The following is a 13,975-nucleotide window of genomic DNA, read 5'->3' as shown; positions in this document are numbered from 1 at the left end:
CCCGGCGCCCCTGGCCACGACCGAATTACACCGCCACGTACGTCACCGGCTCGCTCCCCGTCATGACCTCCGCCTGCCCCAGCTTCACCAGCCGCCGCAGATGCGCCTCGGCCTCGGACACCGCGATGTTCCGTGACTGGTAGGGGATTTGGGCCCAGGGCCGGTTCCACTCCATCCGCTCCGCGACCTGCCAGGCGGTGAGCGGCTCCGACAGCAGTGCGAGGAGTCCGGTCAGCCGGTCCTCGTGATGGGCGAGCAACTCCCGTACGCGGCCGGTCGCGTCGGTGAAGGTGTGCTGGTGGGCCGGGAGCACCTCGGCGGGGGCGAGGCGGCCGATGCGCTCCAGGGAGTCGAGGTAGTCGCCGAGCGGGTCGGCGATCGTGGTGTCGTCCGGGTCCTCGTACAGGCCGATGTGCGGGGTGATCTCGGGGAGCAGGTGGTCGCCGGAGAACAGGCGTCCATGGCCGGGGAGTTGGGCCGGGTGGTCCTCCTCCATGTGCAGGCAGACGTGTCCGGGGGTGTGGCCCGGCGTCCAGATCGCGCGCAGTCGGCGCCCGGCCAGGTCGAGGAGTTCGCCGGGGACGATCTCGCGGTCGGGCAGGGCGGGCGCGAGACCGGGCACGCTGCGCGGGCGGGTGGCGCGCAGGGGTGCGAGGTGCTCCTCGGGGGCTCCGGCCGCCGCGAGCTTCGCGGTCATGTACGCCAGCCAGCGGCCCGGCTGGGTCGAACGGGCCCGCCGTACGATCGCCGTGTCCGCCGCGTGCATCGCGAGCCATGCCCCGGACGCCTCGCGCACCCGCCCGGACAGGCCGTGGTGGTCGGGGTGATGGTGGGTGATGATCACGCCGTGGACCTCGCCGACCGGCGTACCGCAGGCGTCAAGACCTTCGGCGAGGGTGTCCCACGAGGCCGGGTCGTCCCAGCCCGTGTCGACCAGGACCGGTCCGCGGTCGGTGTCGACGACGTACACCAGCGTGGTGCCAAGTGGGTTGTCGGGGATGGGGACTTCGATGGAACGAACGCCGCCGCCGTGGTCGTGGACCTGAGCCATGGACTCCCCAATCGCCGCCTTCCGGCCACTATACGTGGACTCCATCGACCGGAACTGGTATTCAGTCTTCGTATCTGATGGATCGTCAGACAGCGGTACCGGGGAGGCGTTCGGCCATGACGGAGCTCGTGGAACACCGACAGCTGTTCATCGGCGGGGAGTTGACCGACCCCCTGGGCAAGGACGTCATCGAGGTGATCTCCCCGCACACCGAGGAGGTCATCGGACGCGTACCGCACGCGTCCACCGCGGACGTGGACCGGGCCGTCGCGGTGGCCCGCCGGGCCTTCGACGAGGGGCCCTGGCCGCGCATGACGCTCGACGAACGGCTCGCGGTCGTCACCCGCATCAAGGACGGAATCGCCGCACGGTACGAGGAGATGGGCCGCGTCATCTCCTCCGAGAACGGGTCGCCGTACTCCTGGAGCATCCTCGGGCAGGCCCTCGGCGCGATGATGGTGTGGGACGCGGCGATCACCGTCGCGAAGAACTTCACCTACGAGGAGTACCGCGACGGAGTCCTCGGCAAGATCCTTGTCCGCCGGGAGCCGGTCGGGGTGGTCGCGGCCGTGGTCCCGTGGAACGTCCCGCAGTTCGTGGCCGCCGCCAAGCTCGCGCCCGCGCTGCTCACCGGCTGCACGGCGATCCTGAAGCCGTCGCCCGAATCGCCCCTGGACGCCTACCTGTTGGGCGAGATCACGAAGGAGGCCGGGCTGCCGGACGGCGTCCTGTCGATCCTCCCGGCCGACCGCGAGGTCAGCGAGTACCTCGTCGGACACCCCGGCATCGACAAGGTCTCCTTCACCGGCTCGGTCCCGGCCGGCAAGCGCGTGATGGAGGTCGCCGCCCGCCATCTCACGCGCGTGACACTGGAGTTGGGCGGCAAGTCGGCGGCGATCGTGCTGCCCGACGCGGACCTCACGACCGCCGTCCCCGGCATCGTCTCGGCGGCCTGGATGAACAACGGCCAGGCGTGCGTCGCCCAGACCCGCATCCTCGTACCGCGCTCACGCTACGACGAGTTCGCGGACGCGTTCGCCCAGGCGGCGAGCGCCCTCGTCGTCGGCGATCCGCTCGACCCGGCCACCCAGGTGGGCCCGTTGGTCGCCAAGCGCCAGCAGCAGCGCAACCTCGACTACATCCGCATCGGCCAGGAGGAGGGCGCCAAGATCCTTACGGGCGGCGGCCGTCCACCCGGCCTGGACCACGGCTGGTACGTCGAACCGACCCTCTTCGGCGATGTCGACAACTCGATGCGCATCGCCCGCGAGGAGATCTTCGGCCCGGTCATCTGCCTGCTCCCGTACGGCGACGAGACCGAGGCGGTGAAGATCGCGAACGACTCCGACTACGGCCTCAGCGGCAGCGTGTGGACGGGAGACGTGGCCCACGGCATCGACATCGCCCGCCAGGTCCGCACCGGCACCTACAACGTCAACACCTTCAGCCTCGACATGCTCGGCCCCTTCGGCGGCTACAAGAACAGCGGTGTGGGACGGGAGTTCGGGCCCGAGGGCTTCTCCGAGTTCCTCGAACACAAGATGATCCACCTGCCGGCCGGCTGGGAGGGGTGAGCGGGGGATGGGCGACCGCTGGCAGGTCGAGGTCGACCGCTCCATCTGCATCGGCTCGGCGCAGTGCGTCCACCAGGCCCCCGACCGCTTCCACCTCGACGCGGCCATGCAGTCCCACCCGGCCGAGCCGGAGACCGACGCCAACGAGAAGATCCTCGCGGCGGCGGAGGGGTGCCCGGTGGAGGCCATCATGATCACGCTGATGGGGAGCGGGGAACCGGTGTTCCCGCCGGAGGAGTAGCCCGACAGGGCCTAGCTGGGCTGGAGCGCGGCGAACAGCGCCCGGACACGGGTGCCGTCGGCCTGCGCCCAGGCGCCGGTGACGTGCCCGATCGCGTCCTCGGGGGGCGTGGAGCCGGGGTTCAGCACCCGGTGCACCCGCAGGGTCGGGCCGTCCGGTACGGCGAACTCGGTGGCCTTGTCGGTGTCGGTCGGGGCGCCCAGGGCGGGGATGCGTACCGCACCGGTCCAGGAGCGGGCGACCTCCCGGTCCAGGGTGTGGGAGACGCTCTGCGCCTGCGCCTCCACGCGCCCCTCGATGAACGCCGTCAACCCGGCGGTCAGCACCGGGTCGTGACAGCCGTCGTAGACCCAGCGCGGACCGAGCACACCGTGCTCCATGGTGCCGACGAGGGCGTGCTCGGCGCCGGGGAGCGGCGCGCCCCGGTAGGTGAGCGGCACGAGGTAGGCCCCCGAGTCGTCGGTGACGACCATGAACTCGATGCCGACCTCGCCCTCGGGGTCGTCGAGCCGGAACCCGCCGGACTTCACCAACTCCGGTTCGGCGGGGCCGTGATACCAGGAGCGGGTGGGCAGCCAGGTGGTGAGGAGTTCGAGCTTGGTGGGCTTGACGTGGGTGTGGTGGATGAGCGCCATGCGGGGATTATCGGTCGCCGCCCGGCTCCGTGAGGTCGATCAGGCGGCACACTGTCTCGATATCGATCTTCACCTGGGCGATGGACGCGCGGCCCGACAGCCAGGTGATCAGGGCCGAGTGCCAGGTGTGCTCGATGACCCGGACCGCCGACAGCTGCTCGGGCGTGGGGTGTTCGAGGCCCATCGCGTCCAGGATGATCACCGTGGTCTGCCGGGAGACCTGGTCGACCTCGGGGGAGACGCTGCGGTCCGCGAAGGTCAGCGCGCGGACCATCGCGTCGGCGAGATGCGGCTCGCGCTGGAGCGCGCGGAAGGCCCGCATCAGGGTCTCCGCGACCCGCTCGGCCGCGCTGTCGCCGCCCGGCGGCTTCTTGCGGAGCGTGCCGTGCATGTGTTCCAGCTGGTCCTGCATCGTGGCGACCAGCAGATGCACCTTGGACGGGAAGTACCGGTACAGCGTGCCGAGCGCGACCTGCGAGGACTCCGCGACCTCCCGCATCTGCACCGCGTCGAAACCGCCCCGGCTGGCCAGCTGCGCGCTCGCGTGCAGGATGCGCCGCCGCCGGGCCTCCTGCCGCTCGGTGAGGGGCGGCGAGGTCCGCGCAGTGGCTTCGGGCTTGGCTTGCGCTGGCATGGCTCCCGATCCGTGACTGTCGGTGAGGGCGGGTGATCGCACCGATCATGGCAGGGCCTGGGCCGTGGTGTGAATCACCTGATCCACTTCTCTCAGCGCCCCTACCGGCCGGTAGATTCAGAACCTCCTGGACGATCAAGTCTGAAACTTGTTCTAGATTAGCGTCCCGGCGTAATCTCGCGGGACAGTGCAGGGAGAAGGGGGCTCAGAGTGACCGCTGAGGCCAGTCAGGCGGGTCCCCAGGAGGACCTGGCAGCCGACGGCGAGCGACCGCTCCGTATCGCACTCCTCACCTATAAAGGGAACCCGTTCTGCGGGGGCCAGGGCGTCTACGTCCGCCATCTCTCCCGCGAGTTGGCCCGCCTCGGCCACCGCGTCGAGGTCATCGGATCACAGCCGTACCCCGTGCTCGACGAGGGCTACGACGGCATCTCCCTGACCGAGCTGCCCTCGCTCGACCTCTACCGCTCGCCGGACCCCTTCCGCACCCCGAAGCGCGACGAGTACCGGGACTGGATCGACGCCCTCGAAGTCGCGACGATGTGGACCGGCGGCTTCCCCGAACCCCTCACGTTCTCGCTCCGCGCCCGCCGTCATCTCCGCGCCAGGCGTGGCGAGTTCGACATCGTGCACGACAACCAGACGCTGGGCTACGGCCTGTTGGGCGACGTCGGTGCCCCGCTGGTGACGACGATCCACCACCCCATCACCGTGGACCGGCAGTTGGAGCTGGACGCGGCCGAGGACTGGCGCCAGCGCATGTCCAAGCGCCGCTGGTACGCGTTCACCCAGATGCAGAAGCGGGTGGCCCGCCGCCTCCCCTCCGTGCTCACCGTCTCCGGCACCTCGCGCCAGGAGATCATCGACCACCTCGGCGTCCGCGACGACCGCATCCACGTCGTCCACATCGGCGCCGACACCGACCTGTTCTCTCCGAACCCGGCCGTACCGCAGGTACCGGGCCGAATCGTCACCACCTCCAGCGCGGACGTCCCCCTCAAGGGCCTCGTCTTCCTCGTCGAGGCCCTGGCGAAGGTCCGCACCGAACACCCCGACGCCCACCTGATCGTCGTAGGCAAACGCCCGGCCGAGGGCCCGGTCGCCCAAGCCGTCGAGCGCTACGGCCTCGAAGGCGCCGTCGACTTCGTGAAGGGCATCTCGGACGCCGAACTGGTCGACCTGGTCCGCTCGGCGGAGGTCGCCTGCGTGCCGTCCCTGTACGAGGGCTTCTCGCTCCCGGCGGCGGAGGCGATGGCCACGGGGACGCCCCTCGTGGCCACGACGGGCGGGGCGATCCCGGAGGTCGCCGGGCGCGACGGGGAGACCTGCCTGGCGGTACCGCCGGGCGACCCGGGTGCGCTGGCCTCCGGCCTGAGCCGACTCCTGGCCGATCCGGCACTCCGGGCCCGGCTCGGCGCGGCGGGCCGCGAACGCGTCCTGGCCCGCTTCACCTGGGCGAAGGCGGCCGAGGGCACGGCGGCCCGTTACCGCGAGGCGATCCCTGGCCGTACGACTTCCCCCTCGCCCTCTCCGACCAGTGTTACCGGTGTCTATCCCGAAAGCAGGGCCACGTGCTGACCGTCGACTTCTCCCGGTTCCCGCTCGCCCCTGGCGACCGTGTCCTGGACCTCGGGTGCGGTGCCGGGCGGCACGCGTTCGAGTGCTACCGGCGAGGGGCCCAGGTCGTCGCCCTCGACCAGAACGCCGAGGAGATCCGCGAGGTCGCCAAGTGGTTCGCGGCGATGAAGGAGGCCGGCGAGGCCCCGGCCGGCGCCACCGCCACCGCGATGGAGGGCGACGCGCTCCAACTCCCGTTCCCGGACGAGTCGTTCGACGTCGTGATCATCTCCGAGGTCATGGAGCACATCCCGGACGACAAGGGTGTGCTCGCCGAGATGGTCCGGGTGCTGAAGCCCGGCGGCCGGATCGCCATCACCGTCCCGCGCTATGGCCCCGAGAAGGTCTGCTGGGCCCTGTCCGACGCCTACCACGAGGTCGAGGGCGGCCACATCCGCATCTACAAGGCGGACGAACTCCTCGCCAAGATCCGCGAGGCGGGCCTCAAGCCGTACGGCACCCACCACGCGCACGCGCTGCACTCGCCGTACTGGTGGCTGAAGTGCGCGTTCGGCGTGGACAACGACAAGGTGCTGCCGGTGCAGGCGTACCACAAGCTCCTGGTCTGGGACATCATGAAGAAACCCCTCGCCACCCGGGTCGCCGAACAGGCGCTGAACCCGCTGATCGGCAAGAGCTTCGTGGCCTACGCGACCAAGCCGCACCTCCCCCTGGCGGAAGCCAAGTGACCACTCCCCGGACGGAACACCTCGTCCTGCCCGGGGTCCTCACTGCCGAGCAGGCCGCCGCGACCGTCGCCGGCATCCTCGCCGTGCAGCGGGAGGACGGGGCGATCCCGTGGTTCCGGGGCCATCACCTCGACCCGTGGGACCACACCGAGGCCGCGATGGCGCTGGACGCGGCGGGGGAGCACGCGGCGGCCGAGCGGGCGTACACCTGGCTCGCCCGGCACCAGAACGAGGACGGGTCCTGGTACGCGGCCTACGCGGACGGGGACCCGGATGCGGTCACGGACCGGGGGCGCGAGACCAACTTCGTCGCCTACGTCGCCGTAGGCGTGTGGCACCACTACCTCTCGACCGGCGACGACACGTTCCTCGACCGGCTGTGGCCCACGGTCTTCGCGGCGGTCGAGTTCGTGCTGCGCCTTCAGCAGCCGGGTGGGCAGATCGGCTGGAAGCGCGAGGACGACGGTACGGACACGGCGGACGCGCTGCTGACCGGGTCGTCCTCGATCCACCAGGCGCTGCGCTGCGCGCTCGCGATCGCCGAACAGCGTGAAGAGCCGCAGCCGGACTGGGAGTTGGCGGTCGGCGCGCTACGGCACGCGATCCGCCGCCACCCGGAACGGTTCCTGGACAAGGACCGTTACTCGATGGACTGGTACTACCCGGTCCTGGCCGGCGCGTTGACCGGTGTGGAGGCCAAGTCCCGGGTGGAGGAGGGCTGGAGCCGGTTCGTCGTGCCGGGACTGGGTGTGCGGTGCGTCGTCCCCAACCCGTGGGTGACGGGGGGCGAGTCGGCCGAACTCGCCCTCGCGCTGTGGGTGTTGGGCGAGTCCGACCGGGCGCTGGAGATCCTCCAGTCGATCCAGCACCTGCGCGATGCGGAGACCGGGCTGTACTGGACGGGGTATGTCTTCGAGGACGATGCGGTGTGGCCGCGCGAGCTGACCACGTGGACGGCCGGTTCCCTGCTTCTGGCCGTGGCCGCTCTGGGCGGCCACGACGCCACGTGCGCGGTCTTCGGCGCCGAGCATCTGCCGAACGGTCTTGACCCGGACTGCTGCGGCCGGGCCTAGTACTTGTGCATACGGTTGGCGATGGCGTGGCCTATGAACAGGTAGACCACGGCCGCCAGGCCATAGCCGCAGACGACGCGGGCCCATGCCCTGTGGAACGTGAACAGGTCGTGGGACCAGCCTGCGAGCCAGGTGGCCGCGTCATGGACGAACTTCACGAGGTCGTTCCCTCGGTTCGCGTCCAGTAGGTACATCAGGATCCAGAGACCCAGGATCAAGGCCGCGATGTCTGCGGCGACCGCGACGATGTTGCCGGCCTGATTGGGGCCGCGACGGGATTCAGGGGACATGCACACCGGATTGCCGCTCAAACGTGCATGAAACCCGAACGGGTTCGCTCAAGTGGCGCAACCGCCCGGTCCGGGTGAGGCTGCCGGGGTAGACAGACACACCCACTCGGGGAGAACACCCCGGAGGACCCCGTGCCCGTACCGATACGGCGCCTCTTCGTGGCGCTCACCCTGTGCTGCGCCCTGCTCGCCGGTGCCACGGCCTGCGGCAGCGCCACCGATGACGCCACGCAGGACACCGCGGCAGTCGTGGCTGCGGCAGCCGCCGCCACCCCGAGCCCCAGCACCTCCGCCGAACGGCAGAAGTTCGCCAAGACGCGCTTCGTCGCGAACGCGGGCCTCGCCGCCGGTGCCACCTACCAGTGGATCGTGAAGCCCTGGAAGGCGGGCAAGTTCAAGAAGGGCGCGAGCGGACGCAGGTTCGCGCTCGTCAAGGCGGGCCTCGCGGGCGCGTTCGCGTACAACCGGCTCAAGGCGGCCACCAAGAACGCCAAGGGCGACCCCACGCTCTCCAAGGCACTCGCTCCGCTCAGCGCCGGCATCGACTCCCTCAAGGACCTGCCGTCCAAGCTGCGCAAGGGCGACTCGACCGACGCCACGGCGAGTTCCTTCGACGACATCATCAACAAGGTCAAGGACGCCGGGAAGAGTGCCGGCGCCGAGGTGACCGACAAGGTGCCGTCGGCAGGCCAACTGGCGGGCGGCTGACGGTGAGTTGAGCGGCTCCTAGGAGTTCAGCTCCGCCAGCACCCGCAGCGTGTGCGGGTCGGGCGCAAGGGCCAGCAGGTCCGTCACCGGGCCCTTGCGCCACAACTCCAGCCGCTCCGCGATCCGTTCACGCGGCCCGACGAGCGAGATCTCGTCGGCGAACGCGTCCGGCACGGCGAGCACGGCCTCCTCCCGGCGACCGGCGAGGAACAACTCCTGTATCCGCCGGGCCTCTTCCGCGTACCCCATGCGCGCCATCAGATCGGCGTGGAAGTTACGGGCCGCGTGCCCCATCCCGCCGATGTAGAAGCCGAGCATCATCTTCACCGGGAGGAGGCCTTCGGCGACGTCGTCGCAGACCTTCACCTGCGCCATGGGTGCGACGAGGAAGCCGTCGCGGAAGGCCGTCGTGCCGTAGACCTCCGGTCGGCTCGGCGACCAGTACAACGGCAGCCAGCCGTCCGCGATCGCCGCCGTCTGCGCCACGTTCTTCGGCCCCTCGGCACCCAGCAGGATCGGCAGGTCCGAACGGAGCGGGTGCGTAATGGACTTGAGCGCCTTGCCGAGTCCCGTACCGTCCTCCCCCCGGTACGGATGCGCGTGGAACCGCCCGTCCACCTCGACCGGCGCCTCCCGCCGCAGCACCTGCCGTACGACGTCGACGTACTCCCGGGTCGCGGTCAACGGCGACTTCGGAAACGGCCGCCCGTACCAGCCCTCCACCACCTGCGGCCCCGACAGCCCGAGCCCGAGCAGCACGCGCCCGCCGGAGAGGTGGTCGAGCGTGAGCGCGTGCATCGCGGTCGTCGTCGGCGACCGCGCCGCCATCTGCGCAACGGCCGTACCCAGCTTGATCCTTGAGGTCTGCGCGGCGATCCAGGTCAGCGGGGTGAAGGCATCGGACCCCCACGACTCGGCCGTCCACACGGAGTCGTACCCGAGCCGCTCGGCCTCCCGGGCCAGCGGCAGGTGGTCGGCGGAGGGCCCGCGCCCCCAGTATCCGAGTGCCAGACCGAGCCGCATATCGCCTCCACAGTCACGGATCTGACGGACCGTCAGTCAACCGATGGACGGCTGCGACTGTACGACAACGGCCCCCCGCCCGGAAGGGCGAGGGGCCGTGGGAGACGCTGCGGGGGATCAGCCGCGCTGGATCCCCGAGGTGTCCTGCAGTACGCCACGACGGCCGTCCTGCGTCTGCGCGACGAGCGCCGGACCGCGCTGCTCCACGGCCAGGTACCAGGTACCCGGGGCGAGTTCGGCGATCGGCGACGGCGAGCCGTCCTCCGCGAACAGCGGCCGGGCCACCGGCACGGCGAACCAGAACGGCGAGAACTCCCCGGCCGGAGCGGGCGCGGGCTGCGGCTGCCCGAACGGCTGCGCGGCCTGGGCCTGCTGGGGCGGAGTGCCGTACGACGGCTGCGGCGCACCGGCACCGGGGTAGCCGTAACCGCCGGGAGGCTGGGCGCCGTAGGGCTGCGGGGCGATCGGCTTGGGGGCGGGGACGAGGGCGGCCTGGAGGGCCGGGACGAGCGGCGTCGCGATGGCGGCACCGGCCATGACGAGGGCGGCGATGAAGCCGAGAATGAGGCCCGCGCCGGCGCTCACGCTGTCCCCGACGTCCACCAGCGTCCAGAACAGGGTCCACGCGGTGAGCACCGTGAACGCCACGCCGACTGTCCCGAGGTCCAGGCCCACGATCTTGCGCGGTTGCGGCAGGCAACGGTTGACGACGACGAGAGCGGCACCGATGACGCCGCCCATGTAGGTGCCGAGGCCGTTACCGAGGCTTGTCCACGCGGTCACGTCCAGGTTGATCCCATTGGCCGTGAAGAACTTGAGGAACGACGCGATGAAGAGCAATACCGCTGCCCCGATCACCACGCCGTCGCCTCGTGTGAGGGAGCGGATATTCACTTCAGGTCCTTCGTAGGTCGTCTCGTCGTCGGTAGACCCTATCGTCCACCCCGTCAGGGTGTCCGCCCGGATCAGCCCACTGATCGTTACCCGCGCAGGAAACTCACGATTCCCTCAGAGATCCCCTGCGCCGCCTTCTGTCGCCAGGCGCCGTTCGTCAGCAGTGCGGCGTCCTTGCTATCGCGCATGTTGCCGCACTCGATGAACACCTTGGGAACCGTTGACAGATTGAGACCGCCGAGATCCTTACGTGTGACGAGGCCGGTACCGTCGCCGACGTAGTTGGAGAGCTGTTCGCCCGTCGCGCGAAGGTAGTCGCCCTTGATGCTCCGGCCCAGCGCGGCGGAGGGGGCGACGATGGCGCGGGTGTCCGCGGTGCCCGCGTGCACGGAGGCCGGCAGGATCACATGGAAGCCGCGGTCGCCGGCCGCCGCGCCGTCCGCGTGGAGGGAGATCGCGGCGTCCGCGTGCGCGTCGTTGCCGATCCTGGCCCGCTGGTCCACGCACGGCCCCCAGGACGGCGAGTCACCGTCGTGCGTCAACTTCACCGTGACGCCCTGCTTTTCGAGCAGCGCCTTCAGCCGGTGGGACACATCGGTCGTGAACTGGGCTTCCGAGTAACCCGCGTTGGTGGACGTCCCCGTCGTGTCGCACTCCTTCCAGTTCGTGCCGATGTTCACCTTGCGGTTGATCTGGGCGGTGTGCTGGAAGTTGGTGACGTTGTGCCCCGGGTCGATGACGACGACCTTGCCCCTGAGGGAACTCGGGTTCGGCGGTTTGTCGTCGTTCGACGAGGTGGCCGCCGGGGACGTGGGCGCACTCGACGACACACCGGCCGCCGCACCCCCCGGCCCGTCACCAGGGCTGCCCACCGCCTCATAGACGAACCACCCGATCAGCGCCCCCGGCACAAGCGCGGCCAGCGCCACGGTCAGGGGCCCTCGACGGGGACGGCGGGGCTGTGGGGGATCGAAGTCCGGACCTACGTACGACACGAGAGCCACCCTAACCGCCACCCAGGGCCGGTTTGCTGAAGCGGCAACAGGAGTCGCGGGTCGGCCGGGCCTGGACAGAGGATCGACGGACCGGCCCACGTCACACGGAGGACTCATGCTCAAGGACGTCGCACACCGGCTCGTACCCGCTCCCGCCGGCCGCATCCACCTGGCGGAACAGGGCACCGGCCCCCTGGTCCTGCTGGTGCACGGCTTCCCGGAGTCCTGGTACTCGTGGCGCCACCAGCTCCCGGCCCTGGCCGCGGCGGGACACCGCGCGGTCGCCGTGGACGTACGCGGCTACGGCCGCTCGTCGAGGCCCGAGGACGCCTCGGCGTACCGGATGCTCGACCTCGTCGAGGACGCCGTGGCCGTGGTGCACGCGCTCGGCGAGCGCTCCGCGGTGATCGTCGGCCACGACTGGGGCGCCGGCATCGCCGCCCACTCCGCCCTCCTCAGGCCGGACGTCTTCCGCGCCGTAGGACTGCTGAGCGTCCCCTACACCCCGCGCGGCGGCCCGCGCCCCAGCGAGATCTTCGCGGGAATGGGCGGCGACGAGGAGTTCTACGTCTCCTACTTCCAGCGGCCCGGCCGCGCCGAGGCCGAGATCGAGCCGGACGTACGCGGCTGGCTCGCCGGTTTCTACGCCGCCCTCTCCGCCGACACGATGCCCGCACCCGGCACCCCCGACCCGCACTTCGTGAGCCGGGAGGGAGGGACCTTGAGGGAGCGGTTCCCAGCGGCGACCGACCGGCCCGCCTGGCTGAGCGCGGCCGTTATGCGGTCTGTCAACCTGTTCCAACGCGGAAGTGTCTCAAGGCTTCCCTGCCGCCTGGCAGCATGACGGGTCGTGGACCAGGCAGCAGCGGTGGGTTCAGGGGGCGACGATGGTGGACGACCTCACTGGGGCACAACGGCGTTGTGGTGTTCGAAGAGGGTGTCTCGGACCATCCCAGGGGCTGACGGTGGTCACTGGCCGGGGTATTGGGCGGTGTTGTCGAGGCGGGTCGTGAAGCCACCGGCAGTGTCGCGGGTGAGTACGAGCAGCGGTTCGACGGCGGTCAGGTCGGGGGTACGGTGATGCCGCCGATCTTGCAGGGCGGTGACGGCGATGAGGTCGCCGTATGGGGCGATGCCGTCGAGGTAGGCGGTGTTGCGCTGGCCGCGTTCGCCGTTGAGCAGGCACTTCGCGGCACCCAGGATGCCGGAGGTGAGGCAGCCGCCGAGCAGGATCACGGTGGTGCCCTGGTCAAGGAGGAGGCGGGTGATAGCAGTCAGGTTCGCCAGCAGCCGCCCTCGGGCGCCCACGGCGGGGCCAGACGGACGTCGCCATGGCCCGGGAAGGTGATGGCCGTTTCCGAGGGCGGGGTGAAGCGATAGGACAGATGGGGGTCGGACTCGGCGTAGGCGGTGTTGCCGTCGGGGGCGCCGAGGACGATCAGGCAGTCGGGCTCGGCGTTGTAGTACTCGTCGGAGTGGAAGTCGCGGATGGGGGCGGCCGGGAAGCTCTGGGCGAGGTTGACGCGGACGTAGAACAGGGCATTGAGGTCGGCGCTCGCTCCAGCACGGCCCGAGTCCTCCGTCAGCAGCCCGCCTTCACCCAGCAGGGCAGCGCCCGAGGCGTCGGCGCGGACCAGCAGGCACTCGACGACCTCATCCACGAGCTTGTCCTCGACCGGTCCGACGGCCGGGATCTCGTTGTCGTTCATGTCTGTCCGTCCCGGCTGGTCGAAGGACCAGGTCAGAGCCCTGACCAGCTTGTCACATCGCGGACTTACGCGATATTTTAGACAAGCTCCGGCGGCGCGCCCGGTCGGCGGACTTGCGGTCGGAACAGCCGAGCCCAGGCCGTCCTGGCTGACAGCCGCGCTCTCAGTAGGCCGGTTCTACTTCGACCAGCTGGGGCCATCTTGCTCGATAGGAGTCTGCCTTGATCCGACACACACTGTCGGGTACCGCGTGGTTCGGGCTGGGGCGCAAGACGCCGCGGAACAGGTCATCGTAGCCGTGTGCCACATAGGTGGTGAGCACGCCGTCCGGCGCCAGCGAGAGAGCTACGGAACAGCATGTGAACGCGAAGGAAGCGATAGGTTCCTCCAGAGCGTCAAACGGCTCGATCGGACGACCGTACTTCTTCTCATACCAGAGGTGCACGCGAGCTTGGTTCCGAGGCTCCAGCTCTACGCCCAGGTCGCCGACGCGGGCCAAGCATCGCTTGATTAACACGTCTTCTGCCTCGTACGACAAGTCGTCGGCATCGTAGTAAAAGAGGTCGAAATCGCGGATGCCGTAGTTCAGGTCCTCATGCCCAGCGGCGATGTTCCAGATCGTCTGGAACAGTGCTCCGGCCGTCAGGTACCACGGGGGAAGATCGAGGCTGGCAAGGCGTTCCAGCACCGCTCGGACTTTGTGATTCCGGAGCACTAGTGCGGCAAATGCTCTTTCTTGCTCGGCAGGCGAAGCATGAGCGAGGGTCGGCACATCGCTGCTTGCAATTGGGTCCCACCTTGTGCTGGAGGCGCAGAAGTCCGAGTAGTCGAGAAGAGCCACC

General features: G+C 69.9%; 16 protein-coding genes and 1 pseudogene. 7 read left to right on the top strand and 10 right to left on the bottom strand.

The genetic code is table 11. The annotated features are described in order from the left end of the window. Positions 1 to 25: 25 nt before the first annotated feature. A complete protein-coding gene (locus tag AB0I69_RS28460) occupies positions 26 to 1,051 on the bottom strand; it encodes an MBL fold metallo-hydrolase (RefSeq protein ID WP_363098549.1) in 1,026 nt (341 codons plus the stop codon). A 116-nt stretch (positions 1,052 to 1,167) separates the two neighbouring features. Between AB0I69_RS28460 and AB0I69_RS28455 the strand changes: the two genes are divergently transcribed. Both AB0I69_RS28455 and AB0I69_RS28450 read left to right on the top strand, forming a co-directional pair. Further along, positions 1,168 to 2,625 (top strand): aldehyde dehydrogenase, encoded by a 1,458-nt coding sequence (locus AB0I69_RS28455; RefSeq protein WP_363098548.1) that lies wholly within the window; start codon positions 1,168 to 1,170, stop codon positions 2,623 to 2,625. Between the two features lie 7 nt (positions 2,626 to 2,632). Beyond that, complete coding sequence (locus AB0I69_RS28450; protein WP_363098547.1) at positions 2,633 to 2,866, top strand: ferredoxin; 234 nt, start codon at positions 2,633 to 2,635, stop codon at positions 2,864 to 2,866. Between the two features lie 11 nt (positions 2,867 to 2,877). Here the strand turns inward: AB0I69_RS28450 and AB0I69_RS28445 are convergent, their stop codons facing one another. Beyond that, the gene (locus AB0I69_RS28445) at positions 2,878 to 3,501 is read right to left on the bottom strand and encodes a 1,4-alpha-glucan branching protein (protein ID WP_363098546.1); all 624 of its coding nucleotides are present in this window, start codon (positions 3,499 to 3,501) and stop codon (positions 2,878 to 2,880) included. 7 nt (positions 3,502 to 3,508) lie between these two features. After that, positions 3,509 to 4,135 (bottom strand): TetR family transcriptional regulator, encoded by a 627-nt coding sequence (locus AB0I69_RS28440; protein ID WP_363098545.1) that lies wholly within the window; start codon positions 4,133 to 4,135, stop codon positions 3,509 to 3,511. A 210-nt stretch (positions 4,136 to 4,345) separates the two neighbouring features. On the opposite strand from AB0I69_RS28440, the gene AB0I69_RS28435 reads away from it, so the two are divergent. From AB0I69_RS28435 to AB0I69_RS28425, 3 genes are read left to right on the top strand one after another with little or no spacing between them, the layout of a single operon-like run. After that, positions 4,346 to 5,713: a glycosyltransferase family 4 protein gene (locus AB0I69_RS28435; RefSeq protein ID WP_363098544.1), complete on the top strand. Its 1,368-nt coding sequence runs from the start codon at positions 4,346 to 4,348 to the stop codon at positions 5,711 to 5,713. Next, complete coding sequence (locus tag AB0I69_RS28430) at positions 5,707 to 6,441, top strand: class I SAM-dependent methyltransferase (RefSeq protein WP_363098543.1); 735 nt, start codon at positions 5,707 to 5,709, stop codon at positions 6,439 to 6,441. Before AB0I69_RS28435 ends, AB0I69_RS28430 begins: the two co-directional genes overlap by 7 nt. Next, on the top strand, positions 6,438 to 7,514 hold the full coding sequence (locus AB0I69_RS28425; protein ID WP_363098542.1) for a prenyltransferase: 1,077 nt from the start codon (positions 6,438 to 6,440) through the stop codon (positions 7,512 to 7,514). The genes AB0I69_RS28430 and AB0I69_RS28425 overlap by 4 nt, the downstream gene beginning before the upstream one ends. Here the strand turns inward: AB0I69_RS28425 and AB0I69_RS28420 are convergent. After that, positions 7,511 to 7,804 (bottom strand): hypothetical protein, encoded by a 294-nt coding sequence (locus AB0I69_RS28420; protein ID WP_363098541.1) that lies wholly within the window; start codon positions 7,802 to 7,804, stop codon positions 7,511 to 7,513. The genes AB0I69_RS28425 and AB0I69_RS28420 overlap by 4 nt on opposite strands. Before the next feature lie 132 nt (positions 7,805 to 7,936). On the opposite strand from AB0I69_RS28420, the gene AB0I69_RS28415 reads away from it, so the two are divergent. Next, positions 7,937 to 8,512 (top strand): hypothetical protein, encoded by a 576-nt coding sequence (locus AB0I69_RS28415; RefSeq protein ID WP_363098540.1) that lies wholly within the window; start codon positions 7,937 to 7,939, stop codon positions 8,510 to 8,512. Positions 8,513 to 8,530: 18 nt separating this feature from the next. Here AB0I69_RS28415 and AB0I69_RS28410 read toward each other — a convergent pair whose 3' ends face one another. From AB0I69_RS28410 to AB0I69_RS28400, 3 genes are all read right to left on the bottom strand, one after another. Continuing rightward, positions 8,531 to 9,535 carry an LLM class F420-dependent oxidoreductase gene (locus tag AB0I69_RS28410; RefSeq protein ID WP_363098539.1) on the bottom strand — a complete coding sequence of 335 codons (1,005 nt, stop codon included), beginning with the start codon at positions 9,533 to 9,535 and terminating at the stop codon, positions 8,531 to 8,533. Between the two features lie 117 nt (positions 9,536 to 9,652). After that, on the bottom strand, positions 9,653 to 10,429 hold the full coding sequence (locus AB0I69_RS28405) for a DUF5336 domain-containing protein (RefSeq protein WP_363098538.1): 777 nt from the start codon (positions 10,427 to 10,429) through the stop codon (positions 9,653 to 9,655). 86 nt (positions 10,430 to 10,515) lie between these two features. Then, positions 10,516 to 11,424, bottom strand: coding sequence for an N-acetylmuramoyl-L-alanine amidase (locus tag AB0I69_RS28400; protein ID WP_363098537.1), 909 nt, complete (start codon positions 11,422 to 11,424; stop codon positions 10,516 to 10,518). 115 nt (positions 11,425 to 11,539) lie between these two features. Here AB0I69_RS28400 and AB0I69_RS28395 point away from each other — a divergent pair. Then, positions 11,540 to 12,193, top strand: a pseudogene (locus tag AB0I69_RS28395) (alpha/beta hydrolase); the annotation flags it as partial. Positions 12,194 to 12,393: 200 nt separating this feature from the next. Here the strand turns inward: AB0I69_RS28395 and AB0I69_RS28390 are convergent. The 3 genes from AB0I69_RS28390 to AB0I69_RS28380 all read right to left on the bottom strand — a co-directional run bounded on the left by AB0I69_RS28390 (position 12,394) and on the right by AB0I69_RS28380 (position 13,974). Then, a complete protein-coding gene (locus tag AB0I69_RS28390) occupies positions 12,394 to 12,732 on the bottom strand; it encodes a hypothetical protein (RefSeq protein WP_363098536.1) in 339 nt (112 codons plus the stop codon). Then, on the bottom strand, positions 12,699 to 13,133 hold the full coding sequence (locus AB0I69_RS28385; protein ID WP_363098535.1) for a hypothetical protein: 435 nt from the start codon (positions 13,131 to 13,133) through the stop codon (positions 12,699 to 12,701). Before AB0I69_RS28385 ends, AB0I69_RS28390 begins: the two co-directional genes overlap by 34 nt. 163 nt (positions 13,134 to 13,296) lie before the next feature. Next, positions 13,297 to 13,974, bottom strand: coding sequence for a nucleotidyltransferase family protein (locus tag AB0I69_RS28380; RefSeq protein WP_363098534.1), 678 nt, complete (start codon positions 13,972 to 13,974; stop codon positions 13,297 to 13,299). Position 13,975: the final 1 nt, after the last annotated feature.

Origin of the sequence: Streptomyces sp. NPDC050508 (assembly GCF_040655155.1) — a bacterium.
GTDB lineage: Bacteria > Actinomycetota > Actinomycetes > Streptomycetales > Streptomycetaceae > Streptomyces.
The sequence above is the reverse complement of the archived record's forward strand: the minus strand, read 5'-3'. Positions and strand labels throughout refer to the sequence as shown.

Bases quoted from the DNA above. Each gene is read 5' to 3' on its own strand.
- AB0I69_RS28410 (WP_363098539.1), bottom strand. From the start codon at position 9,535: ATGCGGCTCGGTCTGGCACTCGGATACTGGGGGCGCGGGCCCTCCGCC.
- AB0I69_RS28385 (WP_363098535.1), bottom strand. From the start codon at position 13,133: ATGAACGACAACGAGATCCCGGCCGTCGGACCGGTCGAGGACAAGCTC.
- AB0I69_RS28420 (WP_363098541.1), bottom strand. From the start codon at position 7,804: ATGTCCCCTGAATCCCGTCGCGGCCCCAATCAGGCCGGCAACATCGTC.
- AB0I69_RS28460 (WP_363098549.1), bottom strand. From the start codon at position 1,051: ATGGCTCAGGTCCACGACCACGGCGGCGGCGTTCGTTCCATCGAAGTC.
- AB0I69_RS28440 (WP_363098545.1), bottom strand. From the start codon at position 4,135: ATGCCAGCGCAAGCCAAGCCCGAAGCCACTGCGCGGACCTCGCCGCCC.
- AB0I69_RS28450 (WP_363098547.1), top strand. From the start codon at position 2,633: ATGGGCGACCGCTGGCAGGTCGAGGTCGACCGCTCCATCTGCATCGGC.
- AB0I69_RS28445 (WP_363098546.1), bottom strand. From the start codon at position 3,501: ATGGCGCTCATCCACCACACCCACGTCAAGCCCACCAAGCTCGAACTC.
- AB0I69_RS28455 (WP_363098548.1), top strand. From the start codon at position 1,168: ATGACGGAGCTCGTGGAACACCGACAGCTGTTCATCGGCGGGGAGTTG.